The following is a 19,793-nucleotide window of genomic DNA, read 5'->3' on the forward strand; positions in this document are numbered from 1 at the left end:
CTGTCCGGCCCTTGCCATAAATCATGATTAATCCAGCCGCTTTGCGGCTACACTCTCATTCACTTTTCGATCTTCTGGCGCGTGACAGTTATGGCAGTTGACCTCAGCGAAGGGCAAATCCAGGAATTCCTGCATGGCATCAGCGTTCCGCCCCAGCCGCAGATCATGGTTGATCTGCAGATGGAGCAGTTGATGCCGGAGCCCGATCTGAAGGCCATTGCCAAGTTGATTGGTCAGGATCCAGGCCTTTCAGGCGCGCTGCTGAAAATCGTCAATTCGCCGCATTTTGGCCTGGCCAACCGCATCGCCTCGATTCAGCAGGCAGTCAATCTGCTGGGCTGCAACACGGTGATCAACCTGATCAATGCCCAGTCGATCAAGGGCGAAATGAGCGATGAGACCATCGTCACGCTCAACCGCTTCTGGGATACCGCTCAGGATGTGGCGATGACTTGCCTGACCCTGGCCAAGCATATTGGCTACCAGCCTGCCGACGAGGCCTATGCTCTGGGGCTGTTTCACAATTGTGGCATCCCGCTGATGGTCAAGCGCTTCCCTGATTACATGCAGGTGTTGGAAGAGGCGTACGCTTGTAACAACGACGAGCGCCGTGTGGTGGATGTGGAGAATGACAAACTCAACACCAACCATGCCGTGGTGGGTTATTTCACTGCGCGTTCCTGGCGCCTGCCGGAGCATCTATGTGAGGCCATCGCCAATCATCACAATCTGCTGGCGATCTTCTCCGAGGAGTCATCCCGGAATGCTCGCCTGAGAACACTCCTGTCCATTCTCAAGATGGCTGAGCATATCTGTGGGTGTCATCGGGTTCTGGGCAACCAAGTGGATGATCACGAGTGGGCGGTTCTTGAGCCGACTGTATTGGAGTATGTCGGTCTCTCCGAGTACGACTTCGAGAACTTTATGGACAGTCTCAAAGAGCTCGGTATAGGGCTGCGCTGAGTATCGGCTAGCCCAGGGGTGGGCTGGTTAGGTTCCAGTGGCGCTGCTAAGGTGGCGGCCTGCTATCTAGTTGCCTGGTTCTCATGCCTGAATTACCCGAAGTCGAAACCACCCGTCGCGGTATCGAGCCCCATCTGCTGGGGCAGCGTGTCAGTCGTGTTCTGGTGCGTGAGCACCGGCTGCGCTGGCCGATTCCCGAAGACCTGGACATCTGCCTGTCCGGACAGCGCATCGAGTCGGTCGAGCGTCGGGCCAAGTACCTGCTGATCAAGGCCGAAAGCGGCACGCTCATTGCCCACTTGGGGATGTCCGGCAGCCTGCGCCTGGTGCCAGTGGGAACGCCTGCGGCCAAGCATGAGCATGTGGATGTCGAGCTGGAGTCGGGGCTGGCCCTGCGCTACACCGATCCCCGGCGTTTCGGTGCGTTGCTCTGGAGTCGCGAACCACTGAGCCATGAACTGCTGGCCAGGCTGGGGCCTGAACCGCTGGGCGGCGGTTTCGACGGTGAGCGGCTGTATGAGCTGTCGCGTGGGCGCAGCATGGCGGTCAAGCCCTTCATCATGGATAACGCGGTGGTGGTCGGAGTCGGCAATATCTACGCCAGCGAGGCGCTGTTTGCCGCCGGCATCGATCCGCGGCGCGAGGCGGGGAGCATCTCGCGGGCGCGTTACCTGCGCCTGGGTGAAGAAATCAAACGCATCCTCGCCCATGCCATCGAGCGTGGAGGTACCACGCTGCGTGACTTTGTCGGTGGCGACGGCCAGCCCGGTTACTTCCAGCAGGAGCTGTTCGTCTACGGGCGAGGCGGCGAGTTCTGCAAGTGCTGCGGCAGCACGCTGCGCGAGGTCAAACTGGGTCAGCGTGCCAGTGTCTACTGCGGCAAATGCCAGCGCTGAACCCTGTCAAACTCTGCCGAGAACAAGAATAAGAGGTGAATGATGTCCGGCAATTATCTTCCGCCCAACCCCTTTGCCGAGTGGGTCGGACGAACTGTCCTGCGCCTCATGGGCTGGCGCATCGAGGGGCAGATGCCTGCGCTCGATAAGTTCGTGGTGATCGGTGCCCATCACACTTCGAACTGGGACTTCGTACTGTTTCTGGCCGCCAAGTTCGTGCTGCGCCTGAATGCCCGCTGGTTCGGCAAACACACTATTTTCCGCTGGCCATTTACCAATCTGCTGCAGCGTTGGGGGGGGATCCCGGTGCGTCGCCATCTCAAGCTGAATATGGTCGATCAGGCGATTCAGGGTTTCCGCGACAATTCTCAGTTCATGCTGATTTTGTCGCCGGAGGGTACACGCAAAAAGGTTGAGCGCTGGAAAATGGGCTTCTACCACATCGCCCGCGGCGCAGGCGTCCCTATCGTGTTGGGTGCCTTGGATTATGCGGAGAGGCGCATCGTGATCGGCCCGGCGTTTCAGCCGACAGGCGATCAGGCGGCTGACCTCAAGGCTATGTTGGAATTCTTCCGCCCCTATCCACCGAAAAAGCCAGAATATGCGTTCCACGGGGATTGACCTGCATCACGCTGACTTTTTCTGAAGCGCTGTTATAGTTAACCGACAACGAGAACTCCTGAAGGATCGCAACCATGAACCTGTTTCGTACCACCGCTGCTGTCCTGGCGCTGACCACTGGCCTCCTGACGCTGCCGGCGCATGCCGAGGTGGTGCAGCAGAACACTAGTGGTGATCCGATGTATACCGCAGAGTCTCCGAGGGCTTACGCCATGATCGGTGATCTGGTCATCGCGCGGCCTTTGCTAATTGCAGCAACCGGTATTGGTGCGATTGCCTTTGTCGTCAGCCTGCCGTTCACCGCTCTGGGCGGTAACGTTGGTGAGGCGGCGGATGCGCTGGTTGGTGAGCCGGGCCGTGAAGCCTTTGTGCGCTGCCTGGGTTGCACCACCCCATCTCCTGCTCCGGGTGTAAGTGCACACCGGTAAGGCGTAGCCTTTTTTAAAAGCCGGTCTGTGACCGGCTTTTTCATTGTGGAGGCAGGGTAATGGTATCTGCCCGGCCTAGCCCGCGCGGTCGCTGGCGCCTTCGACTGCGCCGCTCTGCTTGTTCCAGCGCAGTACCTGCAGGTTGCCATAACGGCGGTTGGTACTCTGCAGCTGATGACCAAGGCGCAGCAGTCCGGCCTTCTCCTGACTGCTGAAGGTGGCGGGTTCGTACTCCAGTACATCCGGCAGGTATTGGTGATGAAAGCGCGGGCGGTCTACCCAGCGCTCGACTGGCTGGCCGTCCAGGTATTCGAGGATGCCCAGCAGCACCATGCTGGGAATGCGGCTGCCGCCAGGTGTGCCGAAGCTGCTCAGTTCACCGGTGCTTTCGATAAAGCTCGGGGTCATGCTCGACAGCGGGCGTTTGCCCGGGGCAATCAGGTTGGCCTGGCTGCCGGTGAGGCCATAGGCGTTCTGCTCATCCACGGCCTTGGCGAAATCATCCATCTCGTTGTTCAGCAGAACCCCGGTGCCTTTGGCGGTGAAGGCTGCGCCAAAGGGCAGGTTGATCGAGAGGGTAGCGCTGACGGCATTGCCGGCCTGGTCGATTACCGTGAAGTGGGTGGTATGCGGGCCTTCATGCCAGGCGGTGGTGGGGGGGAGACTGCTGCTGGGCGTGGCCTTCTGACGGTCGATGGAGCGCGCCAGTTGCTGCAGATAAGCCGGCGCCAGCAGACTGGTCAGCGGATTGCGGATCTGATTCGGGTCGCCCAGCAGGCCACGGTCGCGGTAGGCGCGGCGCAGGCTCTCGATTACCAGATGATCGCGGGTCAGGGTATCGGCCTTGCGCCAGTTCAGCTGTTGCAGCATGGCCAGGCTCTGGATCAGGGCCACGCCGCCGGCCGAGGGCGGTGGTGCTGTGATCAGTTCACGGCCTTCCTGCAGTCTGGCACGCAGTGGCTGACGTTCGACCACCCGGTATTCGGCGAGATCCTGATGAGTCCAGATGCCGCCTGCCGTCTGTACGGCGCGCACCAGCAGATCGGCGCTGCGGCCGCTGTAGAAGCCGGCATGGCCGTGATCGGCCAGTCGTTGCAGGGTGCTGGCCAGCTCAGGTTGGCGCAGCAGGCTGTGCTCGGCGGGGGCTTCATTATCAGTCAGGAATATGCGCGCTGTCTCTGGATCAGCCTGCATGGCCTTCAGTCGCCAGCTGACTCTTTCTCGATACAGCGCATCGATGCCAATGCCATCGCGGGCCAGGCGCTGGGCAGGATACAGGCTGTCGCGCAGTGCCAGCTTGCCGTAGCGCTTGCTGAGGTGGGCGAGGGCGGCGGGCAGGCCGGGGATGGCCGCCGCCAGAGCACCATCCAGTGACGGCGCCTGTTTCGTCTTGCCGGCCACCGCATACATGTCTGCATGGGCCTTCAGCGGAGCCCGTTCGCGCGCATCGACGAAGCGGTAGCGGGGTAGTGTTCCGGCTTCGCGCAGCAGAAAGAACCCGCCGCCACCCAGGCCAGAGCCATAGGGCTCGGCCACGGCCAGGGCAGCCGCCACGGCCACGGCCGCGTCGAAGGCGTTGCCGCCGGTGGCCAGGGTTTCCAGACCGGCAACGGTGGCGGCTGGGTGGGCGCTGGCCACCAGAGCCTGTTGCGGGAGTTGAGCGGGTGTTTCGGCGCGGAGGCTGCTGCACAGCAACAGGCCGACGAACAGTATGAGCGATGGGCGCATGTGGGGTGTCTGCCAGGTTAGTGGCGGCGCGCAGGCAAACAAAAGCCGGCGCGCCGGACTCGTCTACCCAGTGTAATCGAGTCGGCCACGCCGGCTGGCGAATGTCTGTGGCTCAGGCCTTGCCGGTGATGATCCGGTACTTGGCCATCAGCTCGTCATGGCTTTCGACATGGTTCGGGTCGAGGGGAATGCAGTCGACCGGACACACCTGCTGGCACTGCGGTTCGTCGTAGTGGCCGACGCACTGAGTGCACAGGTTGGGATCGATCACGTAGATCTCCTCGCCCTGGGAGATGGCGGCGTTGGGGCATTCGGGCTCGCAAACGTCGCAGTTGATGCAGTCTTCGGTGATGATCAGGGACATGGGATGACTCCGGTGCCGGTCAGGCACGGTATTGCCGGGACAGAGCTGCAATTTTGCCGCATGGCGCGGCACGCCGCATCAGTGAAGATGCGGCGAGTTGCCTCAGATCACTGGGCGAAGCGGTTTTTCAGGGCTTCTTCCACCGCCGGGTGGACGAACTTGCTGACATCGCCGCCCAGCGCAGCGATTTCGCGCACTAGGGTCGAGGAGATGTAGGAGTACTTCTCCGACGGGGTGAGGAACATGCTCTCCACCTCGGGCACCAGCTGACGGTTCATGTTGGCCAGCTGGAATTCGTACTCGAAGTCCGACACCGCGCGCAGGCCGCGCAGGAAGACGTTGGCCTTCTGCTCTTTGACGAAGTGGGCGAGCAGGGTGGAGAACCCCACCACCTCGACATTCGGCAGGTGAGCAGTGACTTCCCGGGCGAGGGCCACACGTTGCTCCAGAGGGAACAGCGGGTTTTTCTTCGGGCTGGCCGCCACCGCGATGATGATATGGTCGAACAGGCGCGAGGCGCGCTCGATCAGGTCACCATGACCCTTGGTAATGGGATCGAAGGTACCTGGGTACAGCACTCGGTTCATCGCAACGTCCAGACAGGTCCGTAGGGGACTCGGATGGTAGCGCAGCAGTTCCCCAAGGCCAAGCCAAAGGGAACTTTGCGCAGCAGCGGTCAGGCCGCTTTCAGGCGCTCGGCAAGCAGGCTGGCGAGCTGGGCGGTGAGGCCGTAGATCGACAACTGCGGGTTCGCACCGATGCTGGTGGGGAACAGCGAACCGTCGTGGATCGACAGGTTCTCCAGCTGGTGGTGGCGCCCCAGGCTGTCGGTGACGCCCAGCTTGGGATCTTCGCTCATGCCGCAACCGCCCATCACGTGGGCGCTGCCCAAACGGGTGCGGTAGATTTCCAGGCGCAGCGAATCGATCAGCTCGCGGGCCTGGGCCGGGGTCTTCACGTAGTCGGCGTCGGCGTGCAGCGGCAGCACGGCCTTGGCGCCGGCGGCGAACTGGATTTCCGCCATGACCTGGAAGGCGCGGCGGATGCCGTCCCAGGTGTAGTCGGTCATCTGGTAGTCGAGCACCGGGCTGCCGTCGCTGCGCAGCTCGACCTTGCCCACCGCGCTGTCCGGGTGGAAGCCGTCGCGCATCAGCGCCAGCATCACGTTGGTGTGCGGCAGCTGCTCCATGCGCAGGGCGTTGTCGATACCAAAGCGGCCGAGCAGGGTAGCGGTCAGCGCCGGCTGCAGTGGCGGCACTTCGAGCTTGTAGGACATGCGCCCGGTGATGCCTTCATCCCACTGGAAATGATCGGAATAGAGCGACTGCGGGGCGCCGTAGAAGGGATTGATCACTTCATCGAACTGCGCCGCGGAGAAGTTCACCGTGTGCAGGAAGGTGCGCTGGCCGGTGCGGCCGTGCGGGTCGGGAGCGTTGGAGCGCATCAGCAGCGCCGGGCTGTTGATGCCGCCGGCGGCCAGCACATAATGTTTGGCTTTGACCAGAATCTTGCGGCCGTTGGGGGCCACGCAGCGCTCGTCCAGCCCCTGGCATTCGATGCCGGTGACCTTGCCGCCGCTGATCTGCAGCTTGTCGGCGCGGGCCAGATAGAGCAGCTCGCCGCCCTTGTCGAGGGTGGCCGGAATGGTGGTGACCAGCATCGACTGCTTGGCGTTGGTCGGGCAGCCCATGCCGCAGTAGCCCAGGTTCCAGCAGCCGCGCACATTGCGCGGGATGACTTTCCAGTGATAGCCGAGCTTGTCGCAGCCGCGGCGGATCACATCGTTGTTGGCATTCGGCGGAATAACCCAAGGGGCTACGCCCAGGCGCTGTTCCATCTTCTCGAACCAAGGTGCCATGTCGGCGACGCTGTGGCCCTTTACGCCATAGGCCTCGGCCCAGTGCTGCAGGGTGCCGTCCGGGGTGCGGAAGCTGGAGGTCCAGTTGACCAGGGTGGTGCCGCCCACGGCACGGCCCTGCATGATGGTGATGGCACCGTCCTTGCTCATCCGCCCCATGCCTTCCTGATACAGCGAGCCATAGGCCTCGGGTTCCTGCATCTTGAAGTCGGAACTGGTCTTTAGTGGGCCTTCCTCGATCAGCAGGACCTTGAAGCCGGCTGCGCTGAGAATCTCCGCGGTGGTGCCGCCGCCTGCGCCGGATCCGACGATGGCCACATCGGCTTCCAGGGTCAGGTCCTGGCTCAGGCGCGAGCCGTCGTAGGTCTTCCAGCCGCGAGACAGGCCCTCTTTGAACAGATCCGGTACAGGCATTTCAGGCTCTCTTTTTATGATTCAGGCAGAACAAGGCTGAGCGGGTTGCAAGCAGACATCAGACAGTGGGCGGGCCGGGGTAGCCGCAGTGACCCCAGGAGTCCGGGTTGCCGTACCAGGCCAGCATCACCAGTTGCAGCAGCGAGGCATGGCCCATCTTCAGCAGGCCCAGCGAGCTGTTCTGCCAGCGGCCGAGGAAGTGGCGGATATCGTCGGCGCTGGCTTTTTCCCAGCTGCCCCAGATGCCGGTCAGCGGGCCACGGGTCACGCCCATGGCCAGCACGTCGAACAGCTGGATGGTGAGCTTGGCCATTTCCGGCGAGAAACGGTTGAGGCTGTAGTCGATGCCGGCGATGGTCTTGCCCACTGCGGACTCCATCTTCTCGGCGGGCACGGCACCCTCGAGAATCACCGGGATCAGCGCGCGGAGAAACGGCAGGTCACCGTCGCGCAGGACCGCCAGGCCCTGGGCCGGCACACTGGCCGAACAGCCGCTGAGGCTGGCGGTGACGCCGGCGGTGGCGAGGAAGGCCGAGCCGAGCAGGCCGACCTTGAGCAGGCTGCGCCGGGAAAGTTCGGGCGCGTCCATCGAATGTGCAGTCATGGAAAATCTCGCGGCAAGTCAGCGACGGGCCGGTCAGGCGACCGGCCCAGGAGGCTCAGCGGACGAACAGCTTGTACACCAGCTTCTGGATGGCCTTGCCGTAGGGCGGGTAGATCATCGCGGCGGCGTTGAAGCGCTGTTTGATGAAGGTGCTCTTGGCATGGCTGAAGGTCTTGAAGCCTTCGTGGCCATGGTAGTGGCCCATGCCGGACGGGCCGACGCCGCCGAAGGGCATGTCGTCCTGGGCCACGTGCAGCATGGTGTCGTTCAGGCATACGCCGCCCGAGTGGGTCTGCTCCAGCACGTGCTGCTGCTCGGCCTTGTCGTAGCCGAAGTAGTACAGCGCCAGCGGGCGGTCGCGGTCGTTGATGAAGGTCAGGGCGTCTTCCAGCTTGTCATAGGGGATCACCGGCAGCAGCGGGCCGAAGATCTCGTCCTGCATCACCTTCATCTCATCGTTCACATTCAGCAGCAGGGTGTGCGGCAGGCGGCGGCCCTGGCCTTCGGCATACAGCGGGATGATCTGGGCACCCTTGCTTTCGGCGTCTGAGATGTAGCTCTTCAGGCGTGCCAGCTGACGCTCGTTGATGACTGCGGTGTAGTCCGGGTTGTCCTTGAGGGTCGGCAGGAAGCGCTGCACCACTTCTTTGTAGGCAGCAACGAAACCATCGACGCGGTCCTTCGGCACCAGCACATAGTCCGGTGCCACGCAGGTCTGCCCGGCGTTGAGGGTCTTGCCGAAGGCAATACGCTCTGCGGCATCGCGCAGCGGTACATTTGCCGAGACGATGGCCGGGGACTTGCCGCCCAGCTCCAGCGTCACCGGGGTCAGGTTTTCGGCGGCGGCGCGCATCACGTGCTTGCCGACGCTGGTGGCGCCGGTGAACAGCAGGTGATCGAACGGCAGCTTGGAGAAGGCCACGCCCAGCTCCACCTCACCGAGCACCACGCACACCAGATCCTCGGGGAAGATGCGCGCCAGCAGATTCTTCACCAGTGCGGCAGTGGCCGGGGTGGACTCGCTCATCTTGATCATCACCCGGTTGCCGGCGGCCAGCGCGCCGATCAGCGGGCCCATGGCCAGGTACAGCGGGTAGTTCCAGGGCACGATCACGCCGACCACGCCGACGGGCTGGTACACCACCTTGGCGGCGGCCGGCATGAACGCCAGGCCGACGCTGCGGCGCGAGGGCTTCATCCACTTCTTCACGCGCCTGGCCGAATAGTGGATGGCATGCAGGCTCGGCATGATCTCGGCGAGGATGGTTTCATCCGCCGAGCGGTTGCTGAAGTCCGCGCTGATGGCCTTGATCAGGCTCTCCCGCTCGCTGGAAATCAGCTCCGCCAGGCTGTTCAGCCATTGCACGCGCTGCTCTGCCGAGGGCATCGGATGGGCGCGATAGGCACTACGCTGGCGGGCAAACAATTGCTCGAGCTGGGCAATTTCCTGCTGGGTCTGCTGCAGGTAGGCGATATCGGCAACCATGGTGGGGCTCCTGGTGGGGTGGCTTTCGAGCATTTTTAGAGCAAATGCTCTAGAGTGTCAAATAGCATGACTGCCGGGCCGCCGTGCGGCAGCCCAACGAAAAGTTAGCGTGCCCGCCGGGGGTTGCTGCGCGGTAACATGCGCCTGTTTCCGCTGCGGCCCGGTGCCCCAGTTGTCAGTCAGAGAGGACCCGTTGGCATGGCCCCGCGTGTGAAAACCCGAGACCGCATCGTTGCCGAGAGCCTGGAGCTGTTCAATGCTCAGGGCGAGCGCAACGTCACCACCAATCACATCGCGGCGCACTTGGGCATGTCGCCGGGCAACCTGTACTACCACTTCCGCAACAAGCAGGCGATCATCGCCGAGCTGTTCGCCCAGTATGAAGCGCAGGTCGACCAGTTCCTCCGCCGGCCCGAGGGGCGGGCGCTGACCGTCGCTGACAAGACCTTCTATCTCGAAGCCCTGCTGGCGGCGATGTGGCACTACCGCTTCCTTCACCGTGACCTGGAGCACCTGCTTGAGGCCGATCCGGAACTGGCCGCCCGCTACCGCACCTTTGCCCAGCGCTGCATGGTGCAGGCCCAGGGCATCTACCAGGGCTTCGTCGAGGCCGGCATTCTGCTGATGGAGCCAGCGCAGGTCGAAGCGCTGACCCTCAACAGCTGGATCATCATGACCTCCTGGGTGCGCTTTCTCTGCACCACCTTCGGCAGCCACGGCGATCTCAGCCAGGACATGCTGCGCCGTGGCATCTATCAGGTTCTGGCGCTGGAGGGCGGCTATGCCAGTGCCGAGGCGCGCCCGGCGATCGAGGCATTGCAGCAGAAACTGTTCGTGCCGGTTGATGCCCTCAGCTGACACGCTGTTGCTGTAACCACTGCGGGATGCGCCGTTCCAGGTAGAAACCGGGCTGGCGCAGGCTGCCGTCGATAAAGCCGACATGCCCGCCATGCTCATGCAGCTCCAGCGTCGTGCAGGGGGCCAGCTCGGAGGGCTCCGGCACGCTGTGGCGGAACACGAAGGGGTCGTCGGCGGCCTGAATCAGCAGGCTCGGGGTGCGGATGGCGCTCAGGTAGAAGCGGCTGGAGGCGCGCCGGTAATAGTCGTCGGCATCATGGAAGCCGTGCAGCGGCGCGGTGACGCGGCCGTCGAAGTCCCAGAAGGTTCGCATGTCATCCAGCGGGCCCAGGCCCTCCAGAGTCGCCAGGTGCTGGGCCAGACCCCGCTCGGCAAAACGCGCACGCTTGTCGGCCACGTAAGCCTTGAGCTCCTGCATGAAATGCGCCTGATAGACCCGCGAAAAGCCGATGCCGATGCGGTCAGCGCACTGGTCCAGGCGAAAGGGCACCGACACCGCCACGGCGGCTTCCAGCCCGGAGTGCTCGCCCGTCTCGCCCAGGTACTTGAGCAGTACATTACCGCCCAGCGAATAGCCCACCGCGTACAGCGGTGCCTGCGGTCGGCAGGCTTGCAGGTGGGCGATCACCGCCGCCAGGTCTTCGCTCACGCCCGAGTGATAGCCGCGCGGCAGCAGGTTGGATTCGCCCGAACAGCCGCGCCAGTTCAGTGCCACGCTGGCCCAGCCCTGATTGGCGAGCTGCTGCTGCAGGCCGAGCACATAGTGGGACCCGGACGAGCCGGTCAGGCCGTGTGCCACCAGCACCAGCGGGACCTCGGCCTCGTGCGGGCCGTACCAGTCGAGGTCGATGAAATCGCCATCGGCCAGCCACAGCCGCTCGCGCTGACGCTGCAGTTGCGGCGTTTTGCGGAAGAACGAGGCCCAGAGGGTCTGCAGGTGCGGGCCGGGCAGCCACCAGGCGGGTTGGAAAGACGCGGACATCGATGGAGAAACTCGTGGCGGAGACTCAGGCTGCGAGGCTAGGGGTTGGGCAACAGAAAGAAAAGCACCATGGGCAAGCTGAATGTCAGCGTGTCATATCTGTACCGATCCGGACCTCGCGCTCCTGAACGATCGGCAAATGAGCGCTGCCCAATGTGCCGATTGTCTGCGGCGATTCGTGCCCCAAAAGGACCGCAGCGCTTACTGTGTCTCGCGCTGCCACAGGGCGTAGTGCACCTGGCCAGCATGCTTCTCCCGGTGCAGGCGCCAGTTGCCCGGCAGGCCGAGGCTGGAGGGTGGTTGCTCGCTTTCGGTGTAGATCCAGGCATCCGCTGCCAGCCAGCCCCGTGTTTCGAGCAGCTCGCAGGCGGGTTGCAGCAGGTTCTGCTGGAACGGCGGGTCGAGGAAGACCAGATCGAATGGGGTGGCAGTCTGCTCGCTCAGGTAGCGCAGGCTGTCCTGCTGCTGCACCTGGCCGCGTTCGCACTGCAGGGTTTGCAGGTGTCCGCGCAGCGCCGCCACCGCCGCGCCGTTGAGGTCCAGAGCCAGCCCGGCGCTGGCGCCGCGGGACAGGGCTTCGAGGAACACCGCGCCGCTCCCGGCAAAGCACTCCAGAATCCGCGCCCCGGCGACATAGGGGGCAAGCCAGTTGAAGAGGGTTTCCCGCACCCGGTCCGGGGTCGGGCGCAGGCCCGGGCCTTCGGGGAAGGCAAAGCGGCGCGAGCGCCATTCGCCGCCGATGATGCGCAGCTGGCCCTGGCCGCCATGGGGCTTATTGGCCGGTTTGCCTGCCGGTTTATGTGGGAACTGGCGCATCAGTGCTCCGGAATGCCGGTCGGCCAGGCCGCGCGTTTTTCGGTAGGTGGCGGCAGCGGCTGCTGCGGCACCTGCGGGCCGGCCGTGACGACCAGCATGGCCTCGGGCTTGAGATGCTTGGCCATGGCGGCGCGTACCTGTTCGGCGCTGAGTGCCTGCACCTGGCTCATGAAGTCTTCTAGGTAGGTCAGCGGCAGATCATAGAAACCGATGGCGCCGAGCTGGCCGACGATATCGGCATTGCTCGCGGTGGACAGCGGGAAGCTGCCGGCACTTTCGCGCTTGGCGTTGTCCAGTTCTTCCTGGGTCGGGCCCTTGGCCAGGTAGTCGCGGAGAATGTCCTGCACCAGCTTGAGTGTGCCTTCGCTCAGCTCGGCACGGGTCTGCACGTTGATCAGGAAGGGCCCGCGCGCCTGCATGGCGGAGAAGCCGGAGTAGATGCCGTAGGTGAGGCCGCGTTTCTCGCGCACCTCTTCCATCAGGCGGGTACCGAAACCGCCGCCGCCGAGGATCTGGTTGCCCAGAAACAGCGCCGGCCAGTCCGATTCACGGCGGTCGATGCCCAGTTGCGCCAGCAGGATGTGGGTCTGCTTGGAGGGGAAGTCGATGTGGCTGGGGCCAGCCTTGGGCTCGCTCGGCTGCGGTATCTTGGCCAGTGCCGGGCCCTGGGGCAGAGCACCGGAGACCTCGGCGGCAATGGCTTCGGCTTCAGCGCGGGTGAGGTCGCCGACCAGGGCGATAACCACGTTACCGGCGGCGTAGGCGCGCTGGTGGAATGCCATCAGTTGTTCGCGGCTGATGCCCGGGATCGACTGCGCGGTGCCTTCGCTCGGATGGGCGTAGGGGTGGCTGCCATACAGGCGCTGCATCAGTTCGAGATTGGCCAGCTTGCCGGGGTTTTGCTTGTTCATCTCGAAGCTGGCCAGCAACTGGTTCTTGATCCGTGCCAGCGAGTCGGCGGGAAAGGTCGGCTGGCCGATGACCTGATTGAACAGCTGCAGCGCCGGCTGGCGCAGCTCGGGCTTGCTCAGGCTGCGCAGGCTGGCGATGGCCATGTCGCGGTAGGCGCCGTTGCCGAACTGGGCGCCGAGATCCTCGAAGCCTTCGGCAATGGCGCCGACATCCTTGCCGGGCACGCCTTCATTGAGCATGGCGTTGGTCAGCAGGGCCAGGCCGGCGGCTTCGCCATCCTGGCTGCTGCCGGCGGCGAAGGTCAGGCGCAGGTCGAACATCGGCAGCTCGGGGGCGGCGACGAACAGCACCTTGGCGCCGCCTGGTGTCTGCCAGGTCTGGATCTGCAGGTCGCGGCGGGCCGGCGCCTGCTGGTCGAGGCTGCTGAGTGACTCCAGGGCGGCGCGGCCCTGGGATTCGGTGGCGGGTTGGCGCGCCACGGCGCCCAACAGGGCGGCGATGCCTATCAGCAGGACGACGCCCAGCAGGCTGTCGCGCAGGGAATGGCGGTCACTCATGGGCGGCGCCTCCGGCAGGATGTGCGCGACGGTCAGGCGCGTGCGGGTGAAGTAGGTGCGGGCGGCGGCCTGGATATCGGCCGGGGTGATGCTTTCCAGGGCAGCCAGGTCCTGATCGAGCAGGCGCCAGGACAGGCCGACGGTTTCCAGCTCGCCGATGCTGGTGGCCTGGCTGGTGATCGAGTCGCGCTCGTAGACCAGGCCGGCAATCACCTGAGCACGGACGCGGGCCAGTTCTTCGGCCGACGGCGGGTTGTCCTGCAGGTCCTTGAGCTGGCGCCACAGGCCATCCTCCACCTGCTGCAGGGTCTTGCCGGTCTGCACGTTGGGTGTGGCGGATATGACGAACAGGCTGTCGCCGCGGGCATGGGCGTCGTACCAGGTCGAGGCACCGGACACCAGTTCCTCGCCGCGTTCCAGCCGGGCCGGCAGGCGGGCGCTGTCGCCGCCGTCGAGCAGGGCCGAGATCAGGCGCAGGGCGTGTACCGGCTTGGCGTCCTTGGCGCTGCCGAGGCTGGGGACGTTGAAGCCGTAGAGCAGGCTGGGCAACTGGGTTTTGAGGTAGAGCGTGGTGCGCCGCTCGCCCGGCTCGGCCAGTTCCAGCGGTGCCTTGGCCGCCGGCACGGGGCGGGCGGGAATGCTGCCGAAATAGCGCTCGGCCAGGGCCTTGACCTGCTCCGGCTGGACATCGCCGACCACCACCAGAGTGGCATTGTTTGGCACGTACCAGGTGCGGTACCAGGCGCGCAGGTCCTCGACGTTCATGCGCTTGAGGTCGGCCATCCAGCCGATGGTCGGGTTGCGGTAGCCGCTGGCCGGGTAGGCCAGTGCCTTGAAGCGCTCATAGGCCAGCGAGGAAGGTTTGTCGTCGGTGCGCAGGCGGCGCTCTTCCTTGATGACCTCAATCTCGCGGGCGAATTCGTCGGCCGGCAGTTTCAGGCTGGCCAGGCGGTCGGCTTCAAGCTCCAGGGCCACGGCCAGACGGTCGCTGGCCAGCACCTGGTAGTAAGCGGTGTAGTCGTCGCTGGTGAAGGCATTTTCCTCGGCGCCCAGCTCGCGCAGGATGCGCGAGGATTCGCCCGGGCCAAGTTTGCGGCTGCCCTTGAACATCATGTGTTCGAGGGCGTGGGACAGGCCGGTCTGGCCGGCGGTCTCGTAGCTGGAGCCGACCTTGTACCAGAGCTGGGAGACCACCACCGGCGCGCGGTGGTCTTCGCGGACGATGATCTTCAGGCCGTTGGCCAGACGAAATTCGTGAGTCGGCTGGGCGTCCTTGGCCGATGCTGCCAGCGGCAGGCACAGGCAGGCCAGGAACAGGCCGAGGGAGCGGCGGGCGCGTATTGTCATGGTGAATGCTGACCTTCTGGACGGCCCGCGCGGCGTACCGCCGGCAGGCGAAGAGGTGCTAGGATACCCCATCCTTTTCCGGGGCGGCGCGCCGGTCCGTGGTTGCCCTGAAAACCAGTCTGCGCCGCTCCCCTGAGATACCTGTACCCATGTTTGGTTCCAACGACGATAAAAAGACCCCGGCCCAGCCCGTCCAGCCCCCCGTAGCAGGTAATGCCCCTGCAGAGCCGGCCGCCGAGAAGAAATCGATGTTCAGCTGGCTGCGCAAGAAACCCCAGGAAACGCCGGCGCCGGCCGCTGCTCCGCAGGAGCCTGTGGTTGCCCCGGTGGTAGCCCCGGCGCAGGAGAGTGCCCCGGCCGTGGTTGCCGAGGCAGCGCCCGTTGCGCCTGCTCCGAGTGAGCCGGCGGCCAGCGTTGTGACTGAGACTCCCGTTGCGCCAGTGCCCGGCAACGAGGTGGCTGCCGCCGTGCCGGCAGAGCCTGTGCCGGCTGCTGAGGTTGCGCCTGTGGCCAGCAGCGCTGCCGTTGTCGAGCCTGCAGCTCCTGCGGCAGCCGACGAGGCTCCGCGTCCGGCCTTCAGCCGCTTCCGCATCAATGCCGGTGCCGAGCCGATTGCCCCGGTGGTGCTGCCGGTGGAGTTGGAAGTGCCTGCCGCGCCGGCAGAGGCTGTGGTGGTCGAGCAGGCCAAACCCGGTGATAACCAGGGCGGCTGGTTTGCCCGGCTCAAACAGGGCCTGTCAAAAACCAGCGCCAGTCTCGGCGAAGGCATGGCCAGCCTGTTCCTCGGCAAGAAGGCCATCGACGACGACCTGCTCGACGAGCTGGAAACCCGCCTGCTCACCGCCGACGTCGGTGTCGAGGCCACGACCGCCATTGTGCAGAGCCTGACCAAGCGTGTGGCGCGCAAGGAGCTGGCCGACAGCGACGCGCTGTACAAGGCGCTGCAGCAGGAACTCAACGACCTGCTCAAGCCGGTCGAGCAGCCGCTGCTGATCGATACCACGCACAAGCCCTACGTGATTCTGGTGGTCGGCGTGAACGGCGCCGGCAAGACCACCACCATCGGCAAGTTGGCGAAGAAGCTGCAGAACGAAGGTAAGAAAGTCATGCTCGCGGCGGGCGATACCTTCCGCGCGGCCGCCGTCGAGCAGTTGCAGGTCTGGGGTGAGCGCAACCAGATTCCGGTGATTGCCCAGCACACCGGCGCCGACTCGGCCTCGGTGATCTTCGATGCCCTGCAGGCTGCCAAGGCCCGCGGTATCGATGTGCTGATCGCCGACACCGCCGGGCGTCTGCACACCAAGGACAACCTCATGGAGGAGCTGAAGAAGGTGCGCCGTGTGCTCGGCAAACTGGATGAAACGGCGCCCCACGAGACCCTGCTGGTGCTGGATGCCGGCACCGGGCAGAACGCCATCAACCAGGCCAAGCAGTTCAACCAGACCGTGAATCTGACCGGTCTGGCCCTGACCAAGCTGGATGGCACCGCCAAGGGTGGGGTGATCTTCGCCCTGGCCAAGCAGATGGCGCTGCCGATCCGTTACATCGGCGTGGGCGAGGGCATCGACGATCTGCGTACCTTCGTCGCCGACGATTTCGTCAAAGCCCTGTTTGCAGAATCCAAGTAAGCGCGGAGAAGCCATGATTCGATTCGAGCAGGTCGCCAAGCGCTATCCCAATGGTCATGTCGGGTTGCATGAGCTGACGTTCCGCGTGCGCCGGGGCGAGTTCCTGTTCATCACCGGCCATTCCGGCGCGGGCAAGAGCACCCTGCTGCGCCTGCTGCTGGCCATGGAACGACCCACCGGCGGCAAGCTGCTGCTGGCCGGGCAGGACCTGGCGCGCATCAGCAACGCGCAGATTCCGTTCCTGCGCCGGCAGATCGGCGTGGTGTTCCAGAACCATCAGCTGCTGTTCGACCGCAGCGTGTTCGACAACGTCGCCCTGCCGCTGCAGATCCTCGGTCTGTCCAAGCCGGAGATCGACAAGCGCGTGCGCACCGCGCTGGAACGCGTCAGCCTGCTGGACAAGGTCGACGCCTATCCGGCTGACATTTCCACCGGTCAGCAGCAGCGCGTCGGCATTGCTCGTGCGGTGGTACACCAGCCGGCCCTGCTGCTGGCGGATGAGCCGACCGGCAACCTCGACCCGCGTCTGGCCGCCGAAATCATGGGCGTGTTCGAAGATATCAATCGTCTGGGCACCACCGTGCTGATCGCCAGCCACGACCTGGCCCTGATCGCGCGCATGCGCCATCGCATGCTGACCCTGCAGCGCGGCCGCCTGATCGGCGACGGAGAAGCAGCATGAGCGACGCAGCCAGCAAACCGAACCCGGCCAAGCCCGCGCCAACGCCGACTGCGCCGATGCGCAAGCGCGGCGAGGAGACTGGCCCGGATCTGAAAACCCTGACCCGTGCCTGGCTGGAAAGCCACCGTGCCAGTCTGCTCGACAGCCTGCGCCGACTGGGCAAGCAGCCGATCGGCAGCTTCTTCACCTGTCTGGTCATGGCCGTAGCGCTGTCGTTGCCCATGGGGCTTTCCCTGCTGCTGGACAATCTGGAGCGCCTCGGCGGCTCCTGGCAGCGCGCGGCGCAGATTTCCCTGTTCCTCGATCTTCAGGCCAGCGAGGCCGACAGCCAGCAACTGCGCGACGAAATCGCCGCCATGCCGGATGTGGCCGAGGTCGAGCTGATCAGCCGCGAGCAGGCGCTCAACGAATTCCAGCAGCAGTCCGGGCTGGGCGATGCCTTGCGCGAACTGCCGGACAATCCGCTGCCGGCGGTGATTCTGGTAACGCCGAAGGAGGTCGACAAGTCTGCTCTGGAGTCGCTGCGCCTGCGTCTGGATGAGCTGAATGCTGTCGAACTGGCTCAGCTCGATCTGGTCTGGGTCGAGCGCCTCACGGCGATTCTCAAGCTGGGAGACCACTTTGTCTTCGGGCTGTCGCTGCTGCTGGTCATGGCCCTGCTGCTGGTGATTGGCAATACCATTCGTCTGGCCATCGAGAACCGCCGCACCGAGATCGAGGTGATCAAGCTGGTTGGTGGTACCGACGGCTATGTGCGTCGGCCGTTCCTCTATATGGGCGCCATGTATGGCCTCGGGGCCGGGCTGATGGCCTGGGGCATTCTGGCCTTCGGTATGGACTGGCTGAACAGCGCGGTGGTGCGGCTGGCCGGTCTGTACGGCAGCGATTTTGCCCTGATCGGCGTGCCGGGTGCGGACGCCGCTTCGCTGGTGCTGGCGGCGGTACTGCTCGGCTACGTGGGCGCCTGGCTCGCTGTGGCGCGTCATCTGAGTGAGCTGGCGCCCCGCTGAGTCGTCGATTTTTGTTGTGCGGGCAACCTGTTACGGAACTTATCCACAGGCTTGCCCTCTAACTCCGCAGTGCTACACTGCGCGAGTTTCGTGAATCGGAGGATTCGCATGTCCACTGCTTTGCAACCTGTCTATGCCCTGGCTCCCGGTGCGAACCTGGAGGCCTACGTGCACGCGGTCAACGGTATCGCCCTGTTGTCCCAGGAGCAGGAGCGCGAACTGGCTGAGCGTCTCTACTACCAGCAAGATCTGGAAGCCGCTCGGCAGATGGTGATGGCGCACCTGCGTTTTGTCGTCCATATCGCCAAGAGCTACTCCGGCTACGGTCTGGCCCAGGCGGACCTGATTCAGGAAGGTAACGTCGGCCTGATGAAGGCGGTCAAGCGCTTTAACCCGGAAATGGGTGTGCGCCTGGTGTCCTTTGCCGTGCACTGGATCAAGGCGGAGATCCACGAGTTCATTCTGCGCAACTGGCGCATCGTCAAGGTCGCCACGACCAAGGCGCAGCGCAAGCTGTTCTTCAATCTGCGCAGCCAGAAGAAGCGTCTGGCCTGGCTGACCAACGATGAAGTAAATGCGGTTGCCGACTCTCTCGGGGTGGAAGCCCGCGAGGTGCGCGAGATGGAGAGCCGCCTGACCGGCAGCGATATGGCTTTCGATCCGGCCGCCGATGCCGACGACGATGTGGCATATCAGTCGCCGGCGCACTATCTGGAAGATCATCGTTACGACCCGGCGCGCCAGCTGGAAGAAGCGGACTGGAGCGACAGCTCGACCGCCAATCTGCATGAGGCGCTGGAACGTCTGGATGAGCGCAGCCGAGACATCCTCTATCAGCGCTGGCTGGCCGAGGAGAAGGCGACCCTGCACGACCTGGCCGCCAAGTACAACGTGTCCGCCGAGCGGATTCGTCAGCTGGAGAAGAACGCCATGAACAAGCTCAAGGGCTCGATTCAGGCCTGATCTCCCTCGTATCTGAAAGCCGCACCTAGTGCGGCTTTTGTTTTTCTGGAGTGTCAATGAACCTATTTGCCAGTCTGCGCCCGGCGCATTACCTGTGGTTTGCCGTGCTGGCGGCCGGCAGTTTCCTGCTGGCCTACCTGGCGGTGCGTCCACAACAACCGGCTGAACCCCTGGCGGAATTCAAGAGCTGGCAGGCGCCGTTGCTGCAGCCGTTGGCCGAAGGGCGTCTGGCCCTGAGTGAGCTGGTGGACATAGCTCCCGGTGAGCTGTGGTTGCAGCCCCGCCTGGACGGGCCGCGCTTGCTCTACCGTGCGAAACTCGCGGAGAACGGTCGCGCCTGGGAAGTCGAGGCCGAACTGGACCTCACTGCTGAACAGCGTCAGAGTCTGCAGCGAGCCACCGCCGCTCAGGTGGCAGATGGCGAGGTGCCGCTGGGTGCAGGTCTGCGTGATGAGCTGGGGCCGCAGAAGATTGCTCAGCTGCTGATCAAGCCTGGAACTGTTCCGGTTGCAGAATCAGCGCTGTTGCCAACCTTCGGTCCGCCACGCCTGCGGTTGCAGCTGGCCGAGGGTGAGGCGCTGGTGTATCCCGAGCAGGGGCTGACGGTTCATTTGCTGGAGGAGCAGGTGCGGCTGTTGCACTGGGTGCCGCGTGCTGCGCTGAAACACTGATACGG

At 64.3% G+C, this 19,793-nt stretch carries 19 protein-coding genes and 1 pseudogene; 10 read left to right on the top strand and 10 right to left on the bottom strand.

The genetic code is table 11. From position 1 onward, the window contains the following. Nucleotides 1-90 precede the first annotated feature (90 nt). The 4 genes from CK486_RS07930 (at nt 91) to CK486_RS07945 (ending at nt 2,908) form a co-directional block, all read left to right on the top strand. Nucleotides 91-963, top strand: coding sequence for an HDOD domain-containing protein (locus tag CK486_RS07930; RefSeq protein WP_095939754.1), 873 nt, complete (start codon nt 91-93; stop codon nt 961-963). An 83-nt stretch (nt 964-1,046) separates the two neighbouring features. Beyond that, nucleotides 1,047-1,859 (top strand): bifunctional DNA-formamidopyrimidine glycosylase/DNA-(apurinic or apyrimidinic site) lyase, encoded by an 813-nt coding sequence (mutM, locus tag CK486_RS07935; RefSeq protein WP_095939755.1) that lies wholly within the window; start codon nt 1,047-1,049, stop codon nt 1,857-1,859. A gap of 42 nt (nt 1,860-1,901) precedes the next feature. Continuing rightward, nucleotides 1,902-2,480, top strand: a complete 579-nt coding sequence (locus CK486_RS07940; RefSeq protein ID WP_095939756.1) for a lysophospholipid acyltransferase family protein — start codon at nt 1,902-1,904, stop codon at nt 2,478-2,480. Nucleotides 2,481-2,554: 74 nt separating this feature from the next. Then, entirely contained in the window at nt 2,555-2,908 is a 354-nt protein-coding gene (locus tag CK486_RS07945; RefSeq protein ID WP_095939757.1) for a multidrug transporter, read from the top strand. 75 nt (nt 2,909-2,983) lie between these two features. On the opposite strand, the gene ggt is transcribed toward CK486_RS07945, so the two are convergent. The 6 genes from ggt to CK486_RS07975 all read right to left on the bottom strand — a co-directional run bounded on the left by ggt (nt 2,984) and on the right by CK486_RS07975 (nt 9,395). Continuing rightward, entirely contained in the window at nt 2,984-4,636 is a 1,653-nt protein-coding gene (gene ggt / locus CK486_RS07950) for a gamma-glutamyltransferase (RefSeq protein ID WP_095939758.1), read from the bottom strand. A gap of 112 nt (nt 4,637-4,748) precedes the next feature. Continuing rightward, nucleotides 4,749-5,000 carry a YfhL family 4Fe-4S dicluster ferredoxin gene (locus CK486_RS07955; protein WP_095939759.1) on the bottom strand — a complete coding sequence of 84 codons (252 nt, stop codon included), beginning with the start codon at nt 4,998-5,000 and terminating at the stop codon, nt 4,749-4,751. Nucleotides 5,001-5,107: 107 nt separating this feature from the next. Then, entirely contained in the window at nt 5,108-5,587 is a 480-nt protein-coding gene (gene coaD, locus CK486_RS07960; protein WP_095939760.1) for a pantetheine-phosphate adenylyltransferase, read from the bottom strand. 89 nt (nt 5,588-5,676) lie between these two features. Beyond that, nucleotides 5,677-7,272 carry a GMC family oxidoreductase gene (locus CK486_RS07965; RefSeq protein ID WP_095939761.1) on the bottom strand — a complete coding sequence of 532 codons (1,596 nt, stop codon included), beginning with the start codon at nt 7,270-7,272 and terminating at the stop codon, nt 5,677-5,679. 58 nt (nt 7,273-7,330) lie between these two features. Beyond that, entirely contained in the window at nt 7,331-7,876 is a 546-nt protein-coding gene (locus CK486_RS07970) for a twin-arginine translocation pathway signal protein (protein ID WP_095939762.1), read from the bottom strand. Between the two features lie 55 nt (nt 7,877-7,931). Beyond that, nucleotides 7,932-9,395 carry a coniferyl aldehyde dehydrogenase gene (locus CK486_RS07975; protein ID WP_256574386.1) on the bottom strand — a complete coding sequence of 488 codons (1,464 nt, stop codon included), beginning with the start codon at nt 9,393-9,395 and terminating at the stop codon, nt 7,932-7,934. A gap of 165 nt (nt 9,396-9,560) precedes the next feature. Here CK486_RS07975 and CK486_RS07980 point away from each other — a divergent pair, with 165 nt between their 5' ends. Continuing rightward, complete coding sequence (locus CK486_RS07980; RefSeq protein WP_095939764.1) at nt 9,561-10,220, top strand: TetR/AcrR family transcriptional regulator; 660 nt, start codon at nt 9,561-9,563, stop codon at nt 10,218-10,220. Here the strand turns inward: CK486_RS07980 and CK486_RS07985 are convergent. The 4 genes and pseudogenes from CK486_RS07985 to CK486_RS08000 form a co-directional block, all read right to left on the bottom strand. After that, a complete protein-coding gene (locus tag CK486_RS07985) occupies nt 10,213-11,202 on the bottom strand; it encodes a hydrolase (RefSeq protein WP_095939765.1) in 990 nt (329 codons plus the stop codon). The two genes, CK486_RS07980 and CK486_RS07985, sit on opposite strands and share 8 nt — an antisense overlap. Before the next feature lie 201 nt (nt 11,203-11,403). Beyond that, nucleotides 11,404-12,018: a 16S rRNA (guanine(966)-N(2))-methyltransferase RsmD gene (gene rsmD / locus CK486_RS07990; protein ID WP_095939766.1), complete on the bottom strand. Its 615-nt coding sequence runs from the start codon at nt 12,016-12,018 to the stop codon at nt 11,404-11,406. Then, a complete protein-coding gene (locus CK486_RS07995; RefSeq protein ID WP_095940001.1) occupies nt 12,018-13,487 on the bottom strand; it encodes a pitrilysin family protein in 1,470 nt (489 codons plus the stop codon). The genes rsmD and CK486_RS07995 overlap by 1 nt, the downstream gene beginning before the upstream one ends. A 9-nt stretch (nt 13,488-13,496) precedes the next feature. Continuing rightward, nucleotides 13,497-14,834: pseudogene (locus CK486_RS08000) on the bottom strand (M16 family metallopeptidase); the annotation flags it as partial. A 149-nt stretch (nt 14,835-14,983) separates the two neighbouring features. Here CK486_RS08000 and ftsY point away from each other — a divergent pair. From ftsY to CK486_RS08025, 5 genes are all read left to right on the top strand, one after another. Further along, the gene (gene ftsY / locus CK486_RS08005; protein WP_095939767.1) at nt 14,984-16,462 is read left to right on the top strand and encodes a signal recognition particle-docking protein FtsY; all 1,479 of its coding nucleotides are present in this window, start codon (nt 14,984-14,986) and stop codon (nt 16,460-16,462) included. 13 nt (nt 16,463-16,475) lie between these two features. After that, complete coding sequence (ftsE, locus tag CK486_RS08010) at nt 16,476-17,144, top strand: cell division ATP-binding protein FtsE (protein ID WP_095939768.1); 669 nt, start codon at nt 16,476-16,478, stop codon at nt 17,142-17,144. Between the two features lie 56 nt (nt 17,145-17,200). Beyond that, nucleotides 17,201-18,154, top strand: coding sequence for a permease-like cell division protein FtsX (gene ftsX / locus CK486_RS08015; RefSeq protein ID WP_256574392.1), 954 nt, complete (start codon nt 17,201-17,203; stop codon nt 18,152-18,154). Between the two features lie 108 nt (nt 18,155-18,262). Next, nucleotides 18,263-19,117, top strand: coding sequence for an RNA polymerase sigma factor RpoH (rpoH, locus tag CK486_RS08020; RefSeq protein ID WP_095939770.1), 855 nt, complete (start codon nt 18,263-18,265; stop codon nt 19,115-19,117). Nucleotides 19,118-19,173: 56 nt separating this feature from the next. Further along, nucleotides 19,174-19,788, top strand: a complete 615-nt coding sequence (locus CK486_RS08025) for a hypothetical protein (RefSeq protein WP_095939771.1) — start codon at nt 19,174-19,176, stop codon at nt 19,786-19,788. The last annotated feature ends 5 nt before the right edge of the window (nt 19,789-19,793 follow it).

The sequence above is a fragment of the Pseudomonas sp. HAR-UPW-AIA-41 genome, from assembly GCF_002304225.1.
In the GTDB taxonomy this organism is placed as follows: Bacteria; Pseudomonadota; Gammaproteobacteria; order Pseudomonadales; family Pseudomonadaceae; genus Aquipseudomonas.